General features: G+C 65.6%; 17 protein-coding genes, 2 tRNA genes and 2 rRNA genes. 5 read left to right on the top strand and 16 right to left on the bottom strand.

Annotated features, from left to right (window positions below; all coding sequences use genetic code 11):
* Positions 1–8 precede the first annotated feature (8 nt).
* The 4 genes from A9O63_RS11060 (at position 9) to A9O63_RS11075 (ending at position 3,493) form a co-directional block, all read left to right on the top strand.
* Positions 9–84, top strand: a tRNA-Ala gene (locus A9O63_RS11060).
* A gap of 243 nt (positions 85–327) precedes the next feature.
* Positions 328–3,155, top strand: a 23S ribosomal RNA gene (locus tag A9O63_RS11065).
* A 101-nt stretch (positions 3,156–3,256) separates the two neighbouring features.
* Positions 3,257–3,371: ribosomal RNA gene (gene rrf, locus A9O63_RS11070) — 5S ribosomal RNA — on the top strand.
* A gap of 45 nt (positions 3,372–3,416) precedes the next feature.
* Positions 3,417–3,493: transfer RNA gene (locus A9O63_RS11075), tRNA-Met, on the top strand.
* A 139-nt stretch (positions 3,494–3,632) separates the two neighbouring features.
* Here the strand turns inward: A9O63_RS11075 and A9O63_RS11080 are convergent.
* Both A9O63_RS11080 and A9O63_RS11085 read right to left on the bottom strand, forming a co-directional pair.
* Positions 3,633–3,944, bottom strand: coding sequence for a type II toxin-antitoxin system RelE/ParE family toxin (locus A9O63_RS11080; protein WP_069331986.1), 312 nt, complete (start codon positions 3,942–3,944; stop codon positions 3,633–3,635).
* Positions 3,945–3,948: 4 nt separating this feature from the next.
* On the bottom strand, positions 3,949–4,203 hold the full coding sequence (locus A9O63_RS11085; RefSeq protein ID WP_069331987.1) for a ribbon-helix-helix domain-containing protein: 255 nt from the start codon (positions 4,201–4,203) through the stop codon (positions 3,949–3,951).
* A gap of 171 nt (positions 4,204–4,374) precedes the next feature.
* Between A9O63_RS11085 and A9O63_RS11090 the strand changes: the two genes are divergently transcribed.
* Positions 4,375–5,097, top strand: a complete 723-nt coding sequence (locus A9O63_RS11090) for a hypothetical protein (protein ID WP_069332038.1) — start codon at positions 4,375–4,377, stop codon at positions 5,095–5,097.
* A gap of 53 nt (positions 5,098–5,150) precedes the next feature.
* Here the strand turns inward: A9O63_RS11090 and A9O63_RS11095 are convergent, their stop codons facing one another.
* The 14 genes from A9O63_RS11095 to A9O63_RS11155 all read right to left on the bottom strand — a co-directional run bounded on the left by A9O63_RS11095 (position 5,151) and on the right by A9O63_RS11155 (position 19,392).
* Positions 5,151–7,073 (bottom strand): DUF2793 domain-containing protein, encoded by a 1,923-nt coding sequence (locus A9O63_RS11095; RefSeq protein ID WP_069331988.1) that lies wholly within the window; start codon positions 7,071–7,073, stop codon positions 5,151–5,153.
* A gap of 21 nt (positions 7,074–7,094) precedes the next feature.
* Positions 7,095–11,060, bottom strand: a complete 3,966-nt coding sequence (locus tag A9O63_RS11100) for a baseplate multidomain protein megatron (RefSeq protein ID WP_069331989.1) — start codon at positions 11,058–11,060, stop codon at positions 7,095–7,097.
* An 8-nt stretch (positions 11,061–11,068) separates the two neighbouring features.
* The gene (locus tag A9O63_RS11105) at positions 11,069–11,503 is read right to left on the bottom strand and encodes an NlpC/P60 family protein (RefSeq protein ID WP_069332039.1); all 435 of its coding nucleotides are present in this window, start codon (positions 11,501–11,503) and stop codon (positions 11,069–11,071) included.
* Positions 11,504–11,511: 8 nt separating this feature from the next.
* Positions 11,512–12,396, bottom strand: coding sequence for a DUF2163 domain-containing protein (locus A9O63_RS11110; protein ID WP_069331990.1), 885 nt, complete (start codon positions 12,394–12,396; stop codon positions 11,512–11,514).
* The gene (locus A9O63_RS11115) at positions 12,393–12,626 is read right to left on the bottom strand and encodes a hypothetical protein (protein ID WP_069331991.1); all 234 of its coding nucleotides are present in this window, start codon (positions 12,624–12,626) and stop codon (positions 12,393–12,395) included. The genes A9O63_RS11110 and A9O63_RS11115 overlap by 4 nt, the downstream gene beginning before the upstream one ends.
* A gap of 16 nt (positions 12,627–12,642) precedes the next feature.
* Positions 12,643–13,203, bottom strand: a complete 561-nt coding sequence (locus A9O63_RS11120; protein WP_069331992.1) for a lysozyme — start codon at positions 13,201–13,203, stop codon at positions 12,643–12,645.
* A 4-nt stretch (positions 13,204–13,207) separates the two neighbouring features.
* On the bottom strand, positions 13,208–13,339 hold the full coding sequence (locus A9O63_RS23550) for a hypothetical protein (protein ID WP_268874928.1): 132 nt from the start codon (positions 13,337–13,339) through the stop codon (positions 13,208–13,210).
* Positions 13,332–13,682 carry a hypothetical protein gene (locus A9O63_RS11125; protein ID WP_069331993.1) on the bottom strand — a complete coding sequence of 117 codons (351 nt, stop codon included), beginning with the start codon at positions 13,680–13,682 and terminating at the stop codon, positions 13,332–13,334. The genes A9O63_RS23550 and A9O63_RS11125 overlap by 8 nt, the downstream gene beginning before the upstream one ends.
* Complete coding sequence (locus A9O63_RS11130; RefSeq protein ID WP_069331994.1) at positions 13,679–14,305, bottom strand: DUF2460 domain-containing protein; 627 nt, start codon at positions 14,303–14,305, stop codon at positions 13,679–13,681. Before A9O63_RS11130 ends, A9O63_RS11125 begins: the two co-directional genes overlap by 4 nt.
* Before the next feature lie 9 nt (positions 14,306–14,314).
* Positions 14,315–16,735, bottom strand: a complete 2,421-nt coding sequence (locus tag A9O63_RS11135) for a phage tail tape measure C-terminal domain-containing protein (protein WP_069331995.1) — start codon at positions 16,733–16,735, stop codon at positions 14,315–14,317.
* Positions 16,728–16,916, bottom strand: coding sequence for a DUF7697 family protein (locus A9O63_RS11140; protein WP_069331996.1), 189 nt, complete (start codon positions 16,914–16,916; stop codon positions 16,728–16,730). Before A9O63_RS11140 ends, A9O63_RS11135 begins: the two co-directional genes overlap by 8 nt.
* 41 nt (positions 16,917–16,957) lie before the next feature.
* Entirely contained in the window at positions 16,958–17,395 is a 438-nt protein-coding gene (locus A9O63_RS11145; RefSeq protein ID WP_069331997.1) for a hypothetical protein, read from the bottom strand.
* An 83-nt stretch (positions 17,396–17,478) separates the two neighbouring features.
* The gene (locus A9O63_RS11150) at positions 17,479–18,378 is read right to left on the bottom strand and encodes a DUF1186 domain-containing protein (RefSeq protein WP_069331998.1); all 900 of its coding nucleotides are present in this window, start codon (positions 18,376–18,378) and stop codon (positions 17,479–17,481) included.
* 75 nt (positions 18,379–18,453) lie between these two features.
* Positions 18,454–19,392, bottom strand: coding sequence for a phage tail tube protein (locus tag A9O63_RS11155; protein ID WP_069331999.1), 939 nt, complete (start codon positions 19,390–19,392; stop codon positions 18,454–18,456).
* Between the last annotated feature and the right edge of the window lie 20 nt (positions 19,393–19,412).

A 19,412-nucleotide genomic window follows, 5' to 3' on the forward strand; every position in this document is an offset into this window, starting at 1 on the left:
CGGCATGTGGGGCCTTAGCTCAGCTGGGAGAGCACCTGCTTTGCAAGCAGGGGGTCATCGGTTCGATCCCGATAGGCTCCACCAGATCCGGTTCGATCGCCAAGCCCATTGGGTGGGTTTGGCCGTCCAACCGGACGAGATTTTGACATCGTTCAGAGAGATACAACATCAGTATCGCCGGTCTCCCGAGTAGGGGAAGACCTGGGGTTCGACCCCGCAGGCGATATTGTTCCAAGTCTAGTACAACTGACCGCGACGACCTTCGGGTCATCGCATGGGAATGTACATGCTTCTGACATGGGAAAGAGCCTTGCTCTTTCCGGATCAGATCAAGCGCGAAAAGGGCGTTTGGTGGATGCCTAGGCAGCAAGAGGCGATGAAGGACGTGATACCCTGCGTTAAGCCATGGGGAGCCGGGAATGGGCTTCGATCCATGGATGTCCGAATGGGGAAACCCACCTGACATTCTGCTATTGTTATCCTTCGGATATGAATAGTGGGGTGAGACAGGTATCATTACCCTGAATACATAGGGGTTTTGAAGCGAACCCGGGGAACTGAAACATCTAAGTACCCGGAGGAAAGGAAATCAACAGAGACTCCGCTAGTAGTGGCGAGCGAACGCGGACCAGCCGATCTCCGAAGAGTGACTGGAATGGCCTGGAAAGGCCAGCCACAGCGGGTGACAGCCCCGTACAGGAAGCTCCAGGAGACATATCAAGTAGGGCGGGACACGTGAAATCCTGTCTGAAGATCGGGGGACCACCCCCGAAGGCTAAGTACTCCTTGCTGACCGATAGCGAACCAGTACCGTGAGGGAAAGGTGAAAAGCACCCCGACGAGGGGAGTGAAACAGTACCTGAAACCGGACGCCTACAAGCAGTCGGAGGGTCCATGAGACCTGACGGCGTACCTTTTGTATAATGGGTCAACGACTTGGTCTCACGAGCAAGCTTAAGCCGGTAGGTGGAGGCGCAGCGAAAGCGAGTCTTAAAAGGGCGTCGAGTTCGTGGGATCAGACCCGAAACCAGGTGATCTAGCCATGAGCAGGATGAAGTCAGGGTAACACCTGATGGAGGTCCGAACCAACACCCGTTGAAAAGGGTCTGGATGACTTGTGGCTAGGGGTGAAAGGCCAATCAAACCTGGAGATAGCTGGTTCTCCGCGAAAGCTATTTAGGTAGCGCCTCGGACGAATACCTCGGGGGGTAGAGCACTGCATGGATGATGGGGGCCCACAGCCTTACTGAGTCTAAGCAAACTCCGAATACCCGAGAGTACTATCCGGGAGACACACGGCGGGTGCTAACGTCCGTCGTGAAGAGGGAAACAACCCTGACCTGCAGCTAAGGCCCCCAATTCGTGGCTAAGTGGGAAAGCATGTGGGACGGCCAAAACAACCAGGAGGTTGGCTTAGAAGCAGCCATCCTTTAAAGATAGCGTAACAGCTCACTGGTCTAGATAAGCTGTCCTGCGGCGAAGATGTAACGGGGCTCAAGCCACGAGCCGAAGCTCAGGATGCACAGCAATGTGCGTGGTAGCGGAGCGTTCCGTGATATAGCTCCATGTCTCTTCATCCCTCGGATGCGGAGACAAGGAGCTTTCTGTGAAGCCGGGCCGTAAGGCATCCGGTGGAGAGATCGGAAGCGAGAATGTTGACATGAGTAGCGACAAACAGGGTGAGAGACCCTGTCGCCGAAAGTCCAAGGGTTCCTGCTTAAAGCTAATCTGAGCAGGGTAAGCCGGCCCCTAAGGCGAGGCCGAAAGGCGTAGTCGATGGGAACCAGGTTAATATTCCTGGGCCAGGAGGATGTGACGGATCGCAGGTGTAGTTCGGTCTTATCGGATTGACCGGGCTGCTGAGCGGTCCCTGGAAATAGCCCTCCATCAGACCGTACCCCAAACCGACACAGGTGGACTGGTAGAGAATACCAAGGCGCTTGAGAGAACCACATCAAAGGAACTCGGCAAAATGCCTCCGTAAGTTCGCGAGAAGGAGGCCCCGTCTGTAGGCAACTATGGGCGGGGGGCACAAACCAGGGGGTGGCGACTGTTTACTTAAAACACAGGGCTGTGCGAAGCCGCAAGGCGACGTATACAGTCTGACGCCTGCCCGGTGCTGGAAGGTTAAAAGGAGGAGTGCAAGCTCCGAATTGAAGCCCCAGTAAACGGCGGCCGTAACTATAACGGTCCTAAGGTAGCGAAATTCCTTGTCGGGTAAGTTCCGACCTGCACGAATGGCGTAACGATCTCCCCGCTGTCTCTGATGTGGACTCAGCGAAATTGAACTGTGTGTCAAGATGCACACTTCCCGCGGTTAGACGGAAAGACCCCATGAACCTTTACTATAGCTTCGCACTGGCATCAGGATTGTGATGTGCAGGATAGGTGGTAGGCATCGAAGCGGGGACGCCAGTTCCCGTGGAGCCAACCTTGAGATACCACCCTTCGCCATCTTGATGTCTAACCGCGGCCCGTTATCCGGGTCCGGGACCCTGCGTGGTGGGTAGTTTGACTGGGGCGGTCGCCTCCCCAACAGTAACGGAGGCGCGCGATGGTGGGCTCAGACCGGTCGGAAATCGGTCGTCGAGTGCAATGGCAGAAGCCCGCCTGACTGCAAGACTGACAAGTCGAGCAGAGACGAAAGTCGGCCATAGTGATCCGGTGGTCCCGAGTGGAAGGGCCATCGCTCAACGGATAAAAGGTACTCTGGGGATAACAGGCTGATGATGCCCAAGAGTCCATATCGACGGCATCGTTTGGCACCTCGATGTCGGCTCATCTCATCCTGGGGCTGGAGCAGGTCCCAAGGGTATGGCTGTTCGCCATTTAAAGAGGTACGTGAGCTGGGTTTAGAACGTCGTGAGACAGTTCGGTCCCTATCTGCCGTGGGTGTAGGAGACTTGAGAAGAGTTGCCCCTAGTACGAGAGGACCGGGGTGAACGATCCACTGGTGGACCAGTTGTCGTGCCAACGGCAGTGCTGGGTAGCTATGATCGGACAGGATAACCGCTGAAGGCATCTAAGCGGGAAGCCCCCTTCAAAACAAGGTCTCCCTTGAGGGCCGTGGAAGACCACCACGTCGATAGGCCAGAGGTGTAAGCGCAGCAATGCGTTCAGCTGACTGGTACTAATTGCCCGATAGGCTTGATCTGACCCGGTAACAGCAAGGCTCAATAAGCCAAAGCTCTACCCCAGATCAGAAAGCAATAGACCCGGAACAAGCAAAAGCCTGATGTTGTCGTTTCTTCTCCGGTCTGGTGGCCATAGCACGAGCAAAACACCCGATCCCATCCCGAACTCGGCAGTTAAGTGCCGTCGCGCCAATGGTACTGCGTCTCAAGACGTGGGAGAGTAGGTCGCCGCCAGACCTGAAAAGAAACGAATATCCCTCAAAACGATCAAATCAAAACCGACGCGGGGTGGAGCAGCCCGGTAGCTCGTCAGGCTCATAACCTGAAGGCCGCAGGTTCAAATCCTGCCCCCGCAACCAGACTTTCTAAAAAGATATCAAAGACTTCAAAGCCGAGCATAACGCTCGGCTTTCGTCGTTCCAAATTCTTGTCAACACCTGGTCAACGTTTTACGAGCCCCCCATCGGCGGGGCGGACAAACGCCGCCGGAGCCATCTGTCACTTCGGAAGATCCTCCCGAAACCGGTCCATCTGGTGCATCCGCTCGTGCAGGATCGTCACGATGCCGACGTCCCCGTTCGACAGCCGCCGCCAGTACACGAAATGATGCCCGTGCCGGAAGTAGAAGCCTTCGATCCCGAACTCGGCCGGGATGGGGTGCGACGCGACGCCATGGCTGTCGATCTTGTCGAACGCCGCGAAGAGCTCGGTGATGTAGCGATCCGCCTGTTCCGCGCCCCAGCGGTCGCGCGTGTAGCGGTAGATCTCGTCAAGCCGCAGCGATGCAGCCTCCTGGACGCGGACGGCCACGCTGTCAGCCCTGGTTCCGGGCGATCACCTCGGCCGCCGTCACCGGGCGATAGCTTTCCTCCGGCGCAGCGAAGGCGCGCGTCAGCTCTGCCTTCAGGCGATCAAATGCCTCACGCTCCACCCGTTCCTTGTCGCGCCGGATCAGGTCGCGGACGTATTCGCTGATGTTCTCGTAGGACCCGTTCTCGCCCACGTTCGATGCCACGAACTCGCTCAGCGCGCCGCTGATGCGGACCGTCATCGTCGTGGTCTGGGACATGGGGACCTCCGTCTGTTGTCTTCAAGATACGCAAGAATGAATGCGCAGGCAAGATTGGCTTCGCGTCGCGCGCAGCGCGAGGTTGAGTTGCACGCAGCCGCAGACAGCTTCCTCGCGCCCGGCGCGGTCTCGCATCTGGCCTTGGCCCATCGCCTGTGGCAGCATCGCCGCATGATCGCATTCCGTCCGCTGCCTGATGACCATCCCGACCTCGCGCATTTCCCCTTGCTGCGCGCGGCGCTGCTCACCTTGCGGTACGCGCAAGAGCACGGCGCCATCGGTCTGACGAAATCGAATGCCTTCAAGCGGGTCTTTGTGCATTGGGCGGTCGAGGCCTTCAACTGGCCCGGAAAAAGCGCCGAGGAGATGTTCCGCTACAACAAGGTGATCAACGAATACGAATTCCCGCCGCTCGAAGTGCTGCACGCCCTGCTGACCGGCCTGCGCCTTGGTCGGCATTACAAAGGCGAATTCAAGGTCACCAAGCGCGGGGCAGAGTTGGCGCAGGCTCCGGGGCAGCTCTTCGCCGCGCTGATCCCTCACTATCTCTTCGAGATCGACCATGCCTCCTACGCGCGTTTCGACGAGTGCCCCTTCGGCACATGGGACGTCTGGATGAATGTCATCAATGTCGAGGCGAACCTTGGCACCACCGAGCGCAAGCTCTTTGCCGCCTTTTACGGCGAGGAGCAGGATTGGGACACGCCCGGTTGGCGCGACATGGCCGCCTTCTCCTCGTGCGTGCTGCGTCCGCTTGAATGGGCGGGCCTTCTGATGCAACCGCGTGAGGCGCAGTACGGCGCCACCACGCGCGAGGTCTTCAAGACGCCCCTCTGGCGCGCCGCGCTGAAACTCGACACCGATCAGATGTTGCGGCCGGTTCTGGTGCAGTGACTTTTGCTTGGCCTCGAGGGCAGGGGGCGCCGGTCGGACCTGCAAGACGGGCCTCAGTAATCGGTTTCCAGATAGACCCCGGCACAGTCATAGGCGACGGCGGCGGCCGTGACGCCGGTGTTCAGGAAGAGCCGCGGCGAGAGGAATTGCGTGTTCGCGGGCAAGTCGGCGGTGATCTCCTGTTCGAACACCGCGCCTGACACCTCGTCGACGACGCGCACCCAGACAGAGCTGCCATTCGGCGGCGCTGCGATGAAGAGGGTGAGCACGCCGCCGGTGGCGATGGCGAAGCTCGCCCCCATGTCGGTGAGCGTCGGTGCCCCCGAGGCATCATTCGTCACCATCTGCCAGCGCGTGTGTGTCCCGCGCTGGAAACCGATGCCGATGCAGGTGATAGCAGTGGCGAGCGTCAGGGTGGTTGCGAGAGCGGCCGTTGATCCGTAGAGGCCGAAGAACCCCATGCCGGTCGCCTGCAGGGTCGTGAGCGAAATCCGCGTGACGAAGGTCCAACCGCCCAGGCCCGCCGCGTTGCCGCGCCAGCAGGCCCAGCCTGCGGAGCGCTGGTCGGCGACCGAGTCTGCCACTGCGGCCGAGGTCAGACGCCAGCGCCGCATCGAAGCGGCGAGGTTGGTCGAGGCCAGTGTGGGATGCGAGACGGTGCCGACCGAGGTGAGCGGCAGCCCCTCGGCGGTGATCGTGGTGCTGGTCGAGGGCGACCAGTTGGCGATCCGGTTGACCCCGAAGTGTGGCTGGAGGGGGAAGTCGCGGCCCGAGGGGCGCATGACGTCGATCCATGGGGCGCCTGCGCGGTTACGGGCGTAGACCGACGCTTTGCCAGCGGGCGGCGGGGGCGGGGCAATGGTCAGTCCCGGCAGGACCGTGGGCTGCGGCAGTTCCACCTGGCCGCTGGTGCGGTCGATGCGGATCGCGTCGAAGAAGGCCGCGCCGTCCGGGCTGACCTTGATGCCGAAGTCGTCGTTGCCGAGCAACCCGATCAGCGCCCGCGCCGAAAACCCGGTCTTGAAGGCAAAGGCCGCGTCGTTCGCGGCCGCGGCCTTGTTGACCGTCGCCTCGATCCCGGCGCCTGCGTTGTTCAGAAGCACTGCGGGCGTGTTGACCGAGAGCCGGTTATAGGTGTCCGCCGTCGCTCCGCCGAGTCCGAGCTGTTGCGCGGTAAGGTTTGCCTGGGGCATGCCCACCTGCGTCACGGCGTTGGCGAAGGTGACGGTGGGCGTGTTGATGACGGTCGTGCCGCCCGCGCCAGCCGTGGCCGAGCCAATGTTGACGACCGTGGTCGATCCAGATGCACCTCCGGTCCCGAGGTTCACGGTCTTGGTGACGCCCGTTGTCGTCGCCCCGGTGCCCAACCCATAGGTGGCGGTGCCTGTTGCCGTGCCGATCGAGGCGCTGGCGGCCGACACCGTCACGGTCCCGGACGCTGTAAGCGTGCCCGAGAAGGTCTTGTTGCCGGTGAAGGTCTGGGTACCCGCCAGGATCGCGAGTTCCGACGAGGTGTTCGGCAGTGTGAAGCTGCGCGTCGTCCCGGTGCTGATCCCCGACAGCGAGAAGGTCGCCTTCTTCGTCGGATCGGCATCGTTGACGAGGCTGAAGATGGCATCCGACACATTGCTCGGCTCGCCCACGACCTCCCAGGCGCTGCCGCTCCAGGCGAGGAACAGGCTTTCGGCCGCGACCCAAGTGAGCCAGCCGGGGCGCGGCAAGAGGCGGATCCATGCGCCGTCCACCCAGAAGGCCACATTCAAATCCCACCCGGCCCAAAGGCCGGTCGCGCCGGGGGCCACGAGGTGCCGGTTTCCGTCGGCCGGGCTGGCCGGGGGCGCAGTCCGCGTGCGGTCGAGGACCGAGAGTTGCACCATGGCATCGAGCAGCCGGAGGGCCTCGTTGTGGGTGACATGCTTTTGCGCCTGCGCCGCCAGAAGGTAGGGCAGGCCCAGATGGGTCGTGGTGTCTGACATGGGGATTCCCGTGGGGTGGGATCAGAATTGCAGCGTGACCGCGGCGGGTGTGCCGCGCCCGAGGCGGTTCGAAAGCTGGAAGATGCGGAGCGCCAGTGTCTGGCCGGGCCCGAGCAGCGCGCCCCAGTCGGTGATCTGCTGCGCGGCGGTATAGAGGGCGGAGGTCGTGGTGCTGGTCAGCGTGCGCTTGACGGTCGTCCCGTCGAGGATCTGCACATCGTAGCTTTCCAGGTCTTCGGCCAGCGGCACCTCGACCTGTTCCCAGGCATCGGCGACCAGCGCACGGGACCGCCGCGTCCAGCGGATCGTCAGATCGCCCGGGCTGCGGGCGGTTCGCCACGGCTGCTCGACATGCACCGGCGCGAAGGGCAGGAGGCCCCGCCCGGTCGGGGTGAAGCCCAGCGCGGCGAAGCTGTCGTCGTTGACGGCGCGCGCGGCTGGTCCCACACGCCAGTTCCAAGGCAAGCCAAGGTCAGCCTCGGCAATGGGCTGCGAGGCCAGTGTGGTGTCCAGTACCACCACTCGCGCCCCGGCAGGGGTGGGATTGCCGATGGCATGTTCCGTGCCGCGCTGGCCGCGGAGGAGGCGGGTCAGGCGATAGCGGCCAGGGGCGATAAGCTCTGCAGCCCCCGCCTGGACGATCTCCCAGACGCCCACCGCGGCCTCGATCGCCAGCGCGTTTGCGCCGCCGAAGAGGGCGACGTCGGTGACACTCTCCAGCGTTCCCGAAAGCAGATCGACCACCAGCGCGTTGCCCAGATCGAAGCGCGAGGTCGGCCCCGGAAAGAAATCGAAGGCCAGCGTGCCGATCCGCGCCCGACTGCCGAAGGTCGTCAGGAGGTTGAACCCGTCTGTCGAGGCGCTACGGAACACCGCGATCTCGCCCGGCCATGGGCTGGCATAGGCCGCGATCCAGGGGCGATGCGCCGCAACCTCCTCGCTGATCTGCGGCAGATCCAGCATCACCACCTCGGGCGTGCCGAAGACGACGGGGCTCGCAACATTCGCGGGCCGGGGATCGCCGGGCGGCAGGTCATAAGCAGCGCGGTCCTGGCGCACCGCCTCGACGCCGCGCGCTTCGGCATCGGCGATGGAGGTGAGGCGGAATTCCATCTCGCGGCCGTCATGTGCAAGGCGGATCACATCGGCCGGATCAAGGGCCAGCTTTGACGGCGGCAGGCGGAAGGTGGCGCTTTCCCGGCCGATCCAGGCCTCCATCAGCGCGCGGCGGCACCGGCGTTCGGCCTCCTCGGGCGGGATCGCCATCGGGAAGGACTCGAACGCGATGCGGGTCGTGTCAACGGTGATGCGCCGCGCCTCCACCTGCGCCGCGTCGTAATCCTCGTCTGCGCGGGCGACCTGCCACTTCAGCGCCTGCGGCAGTTCGGTCTCCTGGCCGCGTGTCAACTCGAAGGCCTCGCCCTCGCGGTTGGCAACCAGATCGTCGATAGCCAGCGTGACGACCGAGGCGCGGCCACGCATCACAAACCGGATCACGCCTTCGGTCTCGATGGCGTCGAAGCCGAAATGCCGGGCCAGCGTGGAAATCGATGCACGAGGGCTTTCCAGCGCCCCGATCACATAGCCCTCGACCGCGCCCCAGAGGCCGGAGACATCAATGAGGCTTTCCGCGAGCCCGGCGCGCAGGCAGAGGTTGCGCACAAGCGCGGCGAGCGAGACAGCGCCGAGCCGTCCGGTGAGCCAGTGGCCGAGCCGCCAGTTCGCGCCGTCCGTCCAGACGCCGGTCAGTTCGGGGAAGAACGGATAGGGCCGCGCGTCCCAGGTCCAGGCGGCGCATTCGGGAACATGCACCATGCGGCCGCCATAGACGGGCGAGGTCGGGTTATTGGCCGGAGTTCCCCACCAGAGATAGCTCGCTTCCAGATAGGCGCGCTGGAGCGCGTCATCGCGCCAGCCGCGGGAAAAATGCGGCGTGGCGCTCTCGGACGACTTCGGGTCGAAGAAGACATTGGGCTGGTTCGTGCCGCGGTCGATGGCGGGACAGCCGAGTTCGGTGAACCAGATCGGCTTCGATTGCGGCACCCATGCCGTGGGCGGGCCGCTCTCGATCCCGCTCGGGCGGTTGAGATGCGCGTTCGACCACCAGGCGCGCAGATCCTTGGTGCGGAAGACCCACGGCTTGCCCGCAGCGCCATCGGTGATGGGCGTCCGTAGTTGCGCCGACCAGTCGGCGGCGCTGGCATAGAACCAATCGAAGCCCTCGCCACCGGCGATGTTCGCTTGCAGATAGCCGCGGTCATAGATCGCGGGCCAGCCTTCGATCGCGTCCAGATGCTCGAACCCGTCGCGCCAGTCCGACAGCGGCATGTAATTGTCGATGCCCACGAAATCGATGTTCGCATCCGACCAGAGCGGGTCGAGGTGGAAATAGACATCCCCCGTGCCGTCCTGCGGATGGTGGCCGAAATACTCCGACCAGTCGGCAGCATAGCCGATCTTCGTGCCCGGCCCGAGGATTGTGCGGACGTCGGCCGCGAGGGTCTTGAAGGCCGAGACGGCCGGATAGGCGCTGGCGCCTGAGCGGATCGACGTGAGGCCGCGCATCTCCGAGCCGATCAGGAAGGCATCGACCCCGCCCGCGGCGGCGCAGAGATGCGCGTAATGCAGCACCATCCGGCGCAGGCCCCAATCACCGGGCGAGCCGGTGAAGGTGATGGTCTCGCCCGACACCGCGAACTGTGCCGGGTTGGCCGTGCCGAAGAAGCTTGAGACCTGCGTGGCCGCCGCCGCGGTCTTGTCCACGGTTCCCGCGGAACCTGCGGCCGGGGAGCAGGTAATCCGGCCGCGCCAGGGGAAACTCGGCTGACCGAGCGTCGCGGCGTTGTCGGAATAGGGATCGGGCAGTGTGTTGCCAGGCGGCACATCCATCAGCAGGAAGGGATAGAAGGTGACGCGCAGCCCGCGCGCCTTCATCTCGCGGATTGCCTCAACCACCGCGAAATCCGCAGGCGTGCCGCCATAGACCGGCCGATCCTCGGCGTCGCGGCTCACGAGATGCGCATTCGTCCGCGTCACGCCATTGACCGTCCAGACCTTGGGGCTGGTCGTCTTGGCCGCCACCTCGACGCCGGGCTTGATCGCGCAGTTTCCAGCGCGCAGGTCATTGCCAAACCAGGCGACGACGAGGCTGATGCTTTCGACCGCCGGCGCCAGAGCCTGCAGCCGGTCGAGCGCCACCACCATGTCGGCGGTGTCGGAAACCGCGTTCAGGTTCTCGGCCACTTGCGCCCCGGTCTCGCCCTTGCGGATCGCCTCGGTCGCATAGGTGAACTCGCCCGAGGCCGGGATAAGAGTGACGGCACGAGTCAGCCCCTCGGCGGTGTCGGGATCGGCCAGCGGGCGGAACACCTCGAAGCTGAGTTGCGGCAGGCGGTTGCCGAAGGTGGCCAGCGCCAGATCCTCGAAGACGACATAGGCCGTGCCGCGATAGGCAGGCGTGTTGGCCGCGCCCATCTTCGCCGCAATGAAGGGATCGGCGGTCTGCACTTCGTCGCCCGGATACCAGCGCCACGTGATGCCGGTCATGTCGAGCGGCTTGCCATCAGCCCAGATGCGGCCGATGCCGGTGATCGGCCCCTCGCAAAGAGCGACGGCAAAGGACGCATAGTAGAGATATTCGGTGGTCTTGACCTTCCCGCCGCCCCCGCCCTTGCCGCCGCCTTGCGTCGTGGTCTTCGTCTCTTCACGGAAATCAGTGGACCAGAGGATGTTGCCGCCGATCCGCATCCGCCCGTAATGGCGGGGGATCACCGCGCCTTCGGTGGAGGAGGTGATGCGCAGCGTGTCGAGCCGCTGACCCTCGATCCGTTGCGCAGGCGCGAGCGAGGAGACGATCCAGCTGTCGACGACAGACCCCACGGTCGAGCCGACAAAGCCGCCGATGACGGCGCCGGAAAGGCCAAGGATCGTGCCGCCGAAAGCCCCGCCAATGGCGGAGCCGACGGCGCCGAGGACAAGGGTGGCCATTGGGATTCTCAGCGTGCAGGGAACAGGAAGGCGAAAGCGATGCGCCGCCGCCATGTCGGTGTCAGCGGTTCCTCGATCACGCCGAGGCGTTCATAGGCGTGCAGGAAGGTGTCGGGGCCGGTGAGGATGCCGACATGCTTGGCGATGGCGCGGGGCCTCATGCGGAAGAGGATAAGCGCGCCAGGCAGGGCATCATCCGGGGCAATCTCGGGCATTATGCGGCGAGCGCCCTCGGCCAGAACCTCGCGCGGGCCCATCTCGCCCCAATCCCGGCTGTAGGGCGGGATCGGGAAGGGTTCCGGCCCGACCACCTCGCGCCAGACGCCGCGCGCAAGGCCGAGGCAATCGCAGCCCACGCCCTTGAGGCTCGCTTGGTCGTGGTAGGGCGTGCCAAGCCAAGAGCGCGCGACGGCAATGACGCGGACCGGATCGGCGGGCGGGATGGGCGCGGTCACAGCACCGCTCCCTCGTGGCCGCCGTCCTTGGTTGCGTAACGGAGCACGGCATCCTGGCCGGGGATGTGCGGAAAACCCCGGAAGTTGGCGACATTTGCGAACTTCGCCCGGCAGGTTGCGAGGCTCTTGTCGCAGCCCGCGCGGATCGTGAAGGCGTCACCCTCGCTGATGGCCCGCACCGGAGCCTCCAGCAGAGTCAGGATTGCCACGCCCTCGACAAGCGTGTGCGATAGTACCTCGGCCTGCCGCCCGGCATTGGCGCCGCTGGTCCATTGGATCCGTCCATAGGAGAACCAGCCCGCGGCATAGGCTTGCAGCCCCTCGGTCGTGAAGGCGCGATCACGCTGTAATGCCGCCACCGTGCCGGTGCCGGTGTAGATCGGCGTTTCGGCATGGATGCCGCAGCGTCTATCGCCCAGCGCCGCGTCGCAGGTTGCCTGGAAGGTGCGCCCGACCGTTTGGCCGAGGACATGGGCAAGGCTCCGAACCTCAGCGACAAAAGCCAGCCGCCCGCGCCGGATCTGGCCGATGGCGCCCCGGCGCAAAAGCACGCGCTGCGCCGGGGCCGCCCAGTTCACCCGCCAGACCTCGACCATGCCATTGTCCCAGCGGCCATCGAGAATATCGGTCTCGGTGATCCGGTCGGAGGTCAGCACCCCTTGAGCGTCCTGCGCATCGACCGAGAGATCGGAGCCAGATCGGACCTCGGACGCCGTCAGCCCGCTTTCGGGCTCGAACGCGGTCCCATCGAAGCTGAGACTGCGGTCGTGGTCGGTGAAGCCGAAACTCACGCCATCGGCGCGGGTGATACGCCAGCACCATGCAAGCGTCGTGGTGCCTTCGTCGAGGTGGGATTGAAGGTCTGGCGGGAGGGACTTCATTTGTCCTGCCCGGCAAAGCCGCGCTCGATCCGGTCGCGCAGGCCGATGAGGCCGAGACCGAGGCTGATCAGCGTCATCGGCGCGGCATCGCCCGAGCCCGAGAGCAGCGCGACGAGGTGGGCCAGCGCGGCGAGTTGCCCCTGATCGGGCAGGAAGAGGGCGCCGGTGCCGGTGGCAAGGGCGAGGCACCCGGCCCACCAGGTCAGGGATTTGGGGCGAAGGTAACGCATCGGAGGTCTCCTTGGGTCAGAGGGGGGAAAGCAGCGCGAGGGCGTCCGCCTCGCTCAGCCGCCGCAGCGGGCGGGCGAAATCCACCTTTCCGTTGCGGTCGACCGACCAGACGGTGAGCGGCCCGGTGGGATAGCGGCCGTCGCGGAAGAGATCGCGCTCGGCCTCGCGCCGGGGCCGGATGGTGGCGGGACGCAGCCAGCCCATGAACGCCTCGGCCGCGGCGTCGCGATTGCCCGCGTTCAGGTGGCGGGTGAGGGCCGCCTTGGCGATGCCGCCAGTGTTGTAATGGAAGCTGACCAGCGCATCGAACTCGTGCGGGGCAAGCGGCACCTGCACCGCGCGCAGCACGGCCGCCTCGTAGCTCGCGATGTCAGCGCGAAAGAGGCGGAAGGCGTCTCGGATCGCGGCGGAGACATCCGCAGGCAGGCCGCGCGGCATCTGCGCCGGATCGGGCGGGCCCGCCGCCGCGGTGTGGCCGATGCCGAACGTCCAGATCTTGCGGACATCGAGATAGGGCCCGGGCACGATACCCTCGTGCCGAGCGAGGGCCAGAAGCCCCCGGTTTGTCATGTGCATGGGATCACCCGAATGTGGAGACGAGGAAGATCAGCACCGCGACGATCACGCCGATGCGCAGGCGATGGCGGAAGGCCTGGCCCGGATCGGCGGCATCGCAGCGAAGAATGCGGGCGCGGCGCAATAGCTCATGCATCGGCGTCGTCTCCCTTCCGGGCGCGCAGCCGGGCAAGGGCGACCTCGATGAAGGCCGGGCCGAAGACGCCGACGAGATAGGCGGCCGAGCCCGCCGCTCCCCCGGCCGGGATCGCCTCGGGCGGCAGGTCGAGCCAGCGCGCGACGAGCGCCATCGAGAGGCTCCCCATTCCGGCTGCGATCAGCCCGCCCAGCAGGATGTGGCGCAGCGCGTCGCGCAGGCGCATGCGCGTGGTCAGCGCGTTCGTGGCGCCGCCGAGCGCGCCCCAGGCGGCGAGGATCACCGCCGTCGAGGTGAGCAGATCGCGCAGCGCCGCGCCGACAAAGCTCGTGTCGTCATTCATGGCCGGATCTCCGTGAGGGGGATGGAGGGGATCGAGCCGAGCCGTTCGAGATCGAGGGTGATGTCGAGCGTGTCGGTGTCGAAACGGACGGGAACGTCGAAGTCGAAGCCCGCTGTGAGGGCGACGCCTGCGGCGGGCGCGGTGGCGAAGGTGACAAGGCCGGTCGCGGGTGAGACCGACCAGCCGGAGGCTTGCGGCACCCCGTTCAAGGCGATGGTGACGGTCCCGGCGACTGGCTTGGTGATTCCTCGCGTCCAGCTCTGCGCGCCGGAGCTGTAGCGTTTCGTCAGCTGAAACTGCGTCGTGCTGCCATCGCCGGTGCCGATCAGCTGATCGGTTGGGCCTGGGAGTTGCGAGGGCAGGCAGGATTTGAAATCGGCCCAGTCCTTGAAGCGGAAGCCATAAAGACGGCCGCTCCGCGCTTCGAAGAAGGCCACGACCGCCGCCAGATCGTCGGCGCGGCGGATGCCATAGGCGACGTCATAGCGGCGGCGCGAGTTGGCCCAGCTCGCGTTGCGCTCCTCGGCGCCTGAGGCCAGCTCGACGATCTGGGTGCGCCGCTCCGGGCCGCCCCGCGCCCCGCGGCTGATGTTGTCCGGAAACCGGATCTCGTGAAAGGCCATGGTTGATCCTCACATCCCACGGCGCCCGAGCGAGACGGCGCGGGCGATATCGGCGGCGACTTGGGTGCGGGACTGCCGGAAGCTCTCCGCGTCGCGCGCCATGATCGTGACGTTGACGGTTGGTGCGGCGGTGCTGCCGGTCGTCTCCGCCTCGCGCTTCGAGAGCACGCGTTCGCCGCGCTGCAAGATCGCGGGCACTTCGTCGGGAAGCAGACCGGCCCAGCCGCCACTGTGCATACGGGGCGCGCCCGCGAAGGCCAGCGCCGGAACCATCCGGCCCGGGCCCGCGGCACCGACCGTGCCGCCCGCGTGCAGGATGTTGGCGAAGATCCCGCCCGCGCCGCCCAGCGCACCGGCGAGCACATTGGCGAGGGGGCCCAGAACAAAGCGCCGCGCCGCGAGTTTGGCGAGATCGGCGATCATCGAGGTCACCAGATCGCGGAAGTCGAGCTTGCCGGTCTTCACGAAGCTGCCCACGGCCTCCTCGGCCGAGGAGAAGGCGCCGACGAGCGCAGTGCCGATATCGCCGCCGATGTCGCGCGCCTTGGCGGCATAATCGGCAAGCGCATCACTGGCGGCACGCCAGAGCGGCACCGCGCGGTCCGCCCCTTCGGCCGCGGCAGCGCCCGCGCCCCGCGCTGCCTCGGCGGTCTCGTCGAGTTCCGCACCTAGCCCGTCAGCGGCACCGGTCGCGCCGGTCAGAGCCGTTTCCGCATCGGTGCCGGTGCGCGTCACCGCATCCTTCAGCGCCTGCCAGGAGGCAAGCGGGTGCCCGGCCGCGTCAGAAAGCATGCCCGAGGCTTCGCGATAGGCCGCGGCGCGGGAGCGGGCGTCGTCGGCCATGGCGCCGAGGCCGAGATCGGGCGGTTCAATGTAACTCCGCCCGAGCGCCGCCGAGAAGGCATCGGCGGCCGCCGTGCCCGCAGCGGATGCCGCGCCTTCGAACGGATTGCCGATGCGCCCCAATTCTACCGAATCGAGCGTGCCGATCTTCACCCCGCCTTCGCCCACCGCCCAGTCGGGCAGAAGGTCCAGGGCGGCGTTCAGCGCGGTGATGAAGCGGTTGATGCGGGTGACCACGCCGTTCAGCATCGCCTCGACGCCCGAGATCAGCCCGTTCGCCGCCTGAAACGCAAAATCACCGATCGCTCCCGGCAGCTTGCCCCAGATCGCCACCGCCGCGTCATAGGCGCCTTGAAACACCGCTGCCGTGCGGTCGCCGAAGCCCACGACGCCTGTGATGGTGCCTTCAAGAGCCGAAAGAGCATCGGCCTTCAGCCCCTGCCAGCCCGCCGCCATCCGCGCCAGCGCCGCATCGAGCGCGAGGCCAATGCGCGACCAGACCTCGCGCGCCAGATCGGTAAGCAGCCGGAACGCCTCGCCCACGCCGCCGACCCGGGCCGCGAATTCGGAGAACTGATAGACGAGCTCGCCCACGCCGACGATCAGCGCCCCGATGCCGGTGCGAATGAGCGCGCCGCGCAGGACGACGAGCGCGGTGGCAAGGCCGCGCACGGAAAGTGCCGCCGCGGCAAGGCCCGCGATCCAGCGCGCGCCCATGAAGGCGGCGAAGGTCGCGGAATAGGTGGCGAGCCGCCCGAGGTTGTCGAAGACGAGGTCGATGGCGCGTCCGAGCGGGCCGCTGGCGCGCGCGGCATCGGCGAGCGCGTTCGCCACAGTTTCCAGCGCCGGTGCGACGGCGGCGGTCAGCCGGTTCGTCAGGCCAAGCCAGATCAGGCTCAACCGATCCAGCGCATCGCCCGTACGCTCGATCTGCGCCGCATCGGCGGCACTCACAGCCACCCCGAAATCGCGGACATCCTTTGCCGCATCGCGCAGCGTCGCGCTGTCGACCCGCAGAAAGGCAATCGCCGCCCGGTCGCCGAAAAGGTCCGAGGCCACCGCCGCGCGCTCGGCCTCGGGCACGAAGCGGTTGAGCGCATCCTGAATCGCGATGATGCGCTGATCGAGCGGCAGCGCCTGCAACGCGGCCGCCGTCAGATGCAGCCGCGCCAGCGCGCCGACCGCCGTGCCCGATCCCGCCGCCGCCTCAGAAAGCCGCGTCGTCAGCTTCTTCGTCGCTTGTTCGATCTCACCCATCGAGACCCCGGCCAGCTCGCCCGCCCAGGTCAGAACCTGCAGGCTCTCGACCGTGGTCTTGAGCGACGCGGCCATATCCGCCTGCGCGCCGATCGTCTCCAGCCCCGAGCGCACCATTGCCACGCCCGCAGCCGCGGCCGCGGCCGTCACTGCCGCGAGCGCCACCCCGGCCTTGCGTGCGAAGCCCGCCAGCCGCGTGTTCGCCAGCTCCATCTCGGAGGAAAGCCGCCCGAAGCCACGCACCCCCGCCTCGCCGATTCCTTCCAGTTCTGCGCGCACCTGCCGTCCGCCCTCCGCCACAAGGCGGACGGAAACGCGTTTTTCAGCCATCTTGATAGGTTTCCATCTGTTCGTTGAGTCTGCGCACCATCACCGCCTCGATCTCGGGCAGTGTTTCGGCGGCGATGAGCCTGTTCACGCCCAGCGCCTCGGCGAGGGCGAGTGCTGCGCTCATGTCCCAGCCGATCACCGCGCCGGGAACAAGCCGCAGCTGCCCGCCAAGGCGTTGCACCAGATCCCAGACCTGTGTGCCCTCGACCGTCTGCGGCCGGTTCAGTCTTGCGGGACAGTCGGGGCAGGGGCCTTGGCAGGCCGCGCAATAGCCTTCGCCCCCGCCGAAGGACCAGTCGGCGAGGGCGCGGAGGCGTTTTTTTCTGCGTCCAGCATCAGGCCGCGCGCGACGTAACGGGTCTGAAAGGACTCGAACACCGGCCAGATGTCGAGAAGGGCGTTGATGCCCTCGGGCGTCACCACCATCGTGGCGCCTGTCTCGTCGCCGACGCCCTCCCAGTCGAGAATGGCCAGACGCGCGAGAGCCTTGGCCATGGCAAGCGCCAGTTCCTCCTGTGTGGCACCCTCGGGCAGCGCGGCAAGGCCCGGATCGGCGCGCGCGGCCACCATCAGCGCGGTGGTCAGAGGCGCAAGCTTCAGGCGAAGGCCCGGGGCAAGGTCCAGCCATTCGGGCTGGTTCGAGAGGTTCAGACGGATCATGGGACGGCCTTTCTCCAAAAGAAAAGCGACGTGCCGGGGCACGTCGCTCAAAGGGCAGGGACTGGATGCTGCCGCGGCTCAGCTCATTGCAGGCAGCATTTCTTGAACTTCTTGCCGCTGCCGCAGGGGCAGGGATCATTGCGGCCGGTCTTGCCGGTGACGACGCCCTCGAAGGGATCGTCGCCCCGTGGGATCAGCGACGACACCACCTTCAGCCCCTGATCTGCCTGCCGCGCCAGAAATTCGGGCGAGAAGCAGTACCACGACGACAGTTCGGCGATGGTATCGGTGATCAGCTGGTTGCTGGGCATCTGGGTGAACCAGCCCGGATGCCCGGTGGACATCGTTTTGCCGAGAAACTCGGTGAAATCCTCGTAGCGGGCATAATCGGACGTGATCAGCCCGCTGTCGAAGACCGCGCGCACCGCGGTTTCCATCTTGGCCAGCCCAAGTGCCGCGATGCATTCCGCCCAGGGCCACCAGATCTCCTCGCCCGTCACCGTCGCGGTCAGATCGAAGAACTCCGTCAGAAACGCTTCGATCTGCGGCCGCAGGCCCGGGTTCTCAAGCGCCAGGATCACCAGCGTGTCGAACATCTCGCCGCGGACGTAGATGTCACTCGCATCGTCGAGGAGGATCTCGAAGATCGGTTGCAGATCGCCATCGAAGACCCCGGCCATGACACGCGCCGAGGCTTCGGTGATCGAATCCCCGAGGAGCGCCTCCAGAAAATCCGGCTCGCGCCGCAAGAGCCGCGCCAAGGGCCGATAGGCGCGGGGCTCGCGCCATTCAGCGAGCAGGAAGAAGACAAAGATGAACGCGTCCATGCCGTCGAGGTCGCGCGTGCGCGCCTGCTGCAGCCGGTCGATGTAGTCGAGAAACACCGGCACCATGGCCTCGCGCTCTTGCCGCGCCGCCTCGATCGCCGCGCGCGGCAAAGGCCCCTGGCGCTCGAATGTGGCCATGATTTCGGCAGGTGTCATTGGCAGCTCCTCTGGATCGGGACTCAGCTGGAGGAATATCGCCAAATTCTATCCGCCTCCACCGCTCGATGCGCTTCAATAGCTGGTGACGGTGTTGACGAGGACGGCGGTGCACATGCGCGCGGGGCTGGTGGCCTTTGCCGCCCGCCACTCGAAGCTCGCCTGAATGCCCTGCGGGCCAGGGATTTCGATGCGGGGCCGCGGCAGATAAACGGCATGGGCGGTGAAGGTGAAGCTCGCGTTGGCGCCAAGGCTCCAGGCGAATTCAAGCTCGCAGGGCGTGCCGTCGATGGCTTGGGTCACCAGCGTGCTATCGGCAAAGCGCACCTCGATCTTGCCGGTCAGCGCCGCCATGCCGGGATCGGCGCCCTCGATCTTGCCGTCGTTGCGGATCGTCTCGATCCGGTCGAGGCCGTTGGCATAGGTGACCTCGGCCGAGACGACATTGCCAAGCGCCACCCCGTTGCGTTTGACCGCGCCGTTGAAATGACCAAACCGTTGCAGCGCGAGCGTGGTCGGTGTGCCCGCGGCGGTGACCGTGTCGATGGCCTCGCCCTGCGCGATCAGCCGCACGGTTGCGGTGAGCAGCCCCGATCGGCTCATCTGCCAGCTCAGCTGATCGACCATGCAGCCGGTGTACATCGCGTAGCGCGGCACCTCGGGCATCGCCACTTCAATCGCCATCGAGGGCAGGGTCCAGTTCCCCGACTGAAACGTGTGGGTCTTGGGCGTGGTGCCGGTGGTCGTCGGCGCCCCGAAGGTGCCCTTCAGCCAAAGACCGAAGTTCTCGACGTCGATCGGCACCACGACATCGCCATCGGCGGTGAGCGCATCCTTGATCGGCGCCGTCGGGTCACGCCCTTGGCCCAGAAGCTCCGAGGCAATCAGCGGCTGTTCGGAGCCCAGCGAAGTGCTGGCAAAAGGCACCGTGCGAAAGCCCGTGGCGGGGGCGGGGCCATAGACGGATTCGAACGCAAGCGCCATCTGCGCCCGCGCCCCTTGGGCTCGTGCCATCATTCTCTCCTTGATGTCTG

Origin of the sequence: Cereibacter johrii (assembly GCF_001720585.1) — a bacterium.
In the GTDB taxonomy this organism is placed as follows: Bacteria; Pseudomonadota; Alphaproteobacteria; order Rhodobacterales; family Rhodobacteraceae; genus Cereibacter_A; species Cereibacter_A johrii.

Bases quoted from the DNA above. Each gene is read 5' to 3' on its own strand.
- A9O63_RS11085 (WP_069331987.1), bottom strand. From the start codon at position 4,203: ATGTCCCAGACCACGACGATGACGGTCCGCATCAGCGGCGCGCTGAGC.
- A9O63_RS11090 (WP_069332038.1), top strand. From the start codon at position 4,375: ATGATCGCATTCCGTCCGCTGCCTGATGACCATCCCGACCTCGCGCAT.
- A9O63_RS11095 (WP_069331988.1), bottom strand. From the start codon at position 7,073: ATGTCAGACACCACGACCCATCTGGGCCTGCCCTACCTTCTGGCGGCG.
- A9O63_RS11100 (WP_069331989.1), bottom strand. From the start codon at position 11,060: ATGGCCACCCTTGTCCTCGGCGCCGTCGGCTCCGCCATTGGCGGGGCT.
- A9O63_RS11110 (WP_069331990.1), bottom strand. From the start codon at position 12,396: ATGAAGTCCCTCCCGCCAGACCTTCAATCCCACCTCGACGAAGGCACC.
- A9O63_RS11115 (WP_069331991.1), bottom strand. From the start codon at position 12,626: ATGCGTTACCTTCGCCCCAAATCCCTGACCTGGTGGGCCGGGTGCCTC.
- A9O63_RS11120 (WP_069331992.1), bottom strand. From the start codon at position 13,203: ATGCACATGACAAACCGGGGGCTTCTGGCCCTCGCTCGGCACGAGGGT.
- A9O63_RS23550 (WP_268874928.1), bottom strand. From the start codon at position 13,339: ATGCATGAGCTATTGCGCCGCGCCCGCATTCTTCGCTGCGATGCCGCC.
- A9O63_RS11125 (WP_069331993.1), bottom strand. From the start codon at position 13,682: ATGAATGACGACACGAGCTTTGTCGGCGCGGCGCTGCGCGATCTGCTC.
- A9O63_RS11130 (WP_069331994.1), bottom strand. From the start codon at position 14,305: ATGGCCTTTCACGAGATCCGGTTTCCGGACAACATCAGCCGCGGGGCG.
- A9O63_RS11135 (WP_069331995.1), bottom strand. From the start codon at position 16,735: ATGGCTGAAAAACGCGTTTCCGTCCGCCTTGTGGCGGAGGGCGGACGG.
- A9O63_RS11145 (WP_069331997.1), bottom strand. From the start codon at position 17,395: ATGATCCGTCTGAACCTCTCGAACCAGCCCGAATGGCTGGACCTTGCC.
- A9O63_RS11150 (WP_069331998.1), bottom strand. From the start codon at position 18,378: ATGACACCTGCCGAAATCATGGCCACATTCGAGCGCCAGGGGCCTTTG.
- A9O63_RS11155 (WP_069331999.1), bottom strand. From the start codon at position 19,392: ATGGCACGAGCCCAAGGGGCGCGGGCGCAGATGGCGCTTGCGTTCGAA.